Raw genomic sequence first — 249 nt, 5'->3', positions numbered from 1 at the left:
GTCTGAGTTGTAAGAATACAGGCAGCTTTGCTGACTTCCACGATCATTCGTACAGTGGGCAGAGTAGCAGTGAGGCTCTGAGCATGAGGTGGTCTCACGGTCACAGGGATGCAGCCAGCATACAAACAGCCATAGAACGCGGTGATTAGCTCAATGCCAGGAGGATAAAGAAGCACCACGTTGTCTCCTGCATTGAGATGTCCTTTGTCACAGAGCACTGATGCAATTCTCTCAGCTTTTTTGTGCAAC

1 protein-coding gene is annotated in these 249 nt (G+C 49.4%); it reads right to left on the bottom strand.

Annotated features, from left to right (window positions below):
• Positions 1-248: AMP-binding protein (locus tag L9G74_RS24510; RefSeq protein ID WP_500142683.1), on the bottom strand; the 248-nt coding region annotated here is incomplete at its 3' end.
• Position 249 lies beyond the last annotated feature (1 nt).

The sequence above is a fragment of the Shewanella electrica genome, from assembly GCF_022321485.1.
Taxonomy (GTDB): Bacteria; Pseudomonadota; Gammaproteobacteria; order Enterobacterales; family Shewanellaceae; genus Shewanella; species Shewanella electrica.
This window is presented reverse-complemented; position numbering and strand designations above follow the sequence as displayed.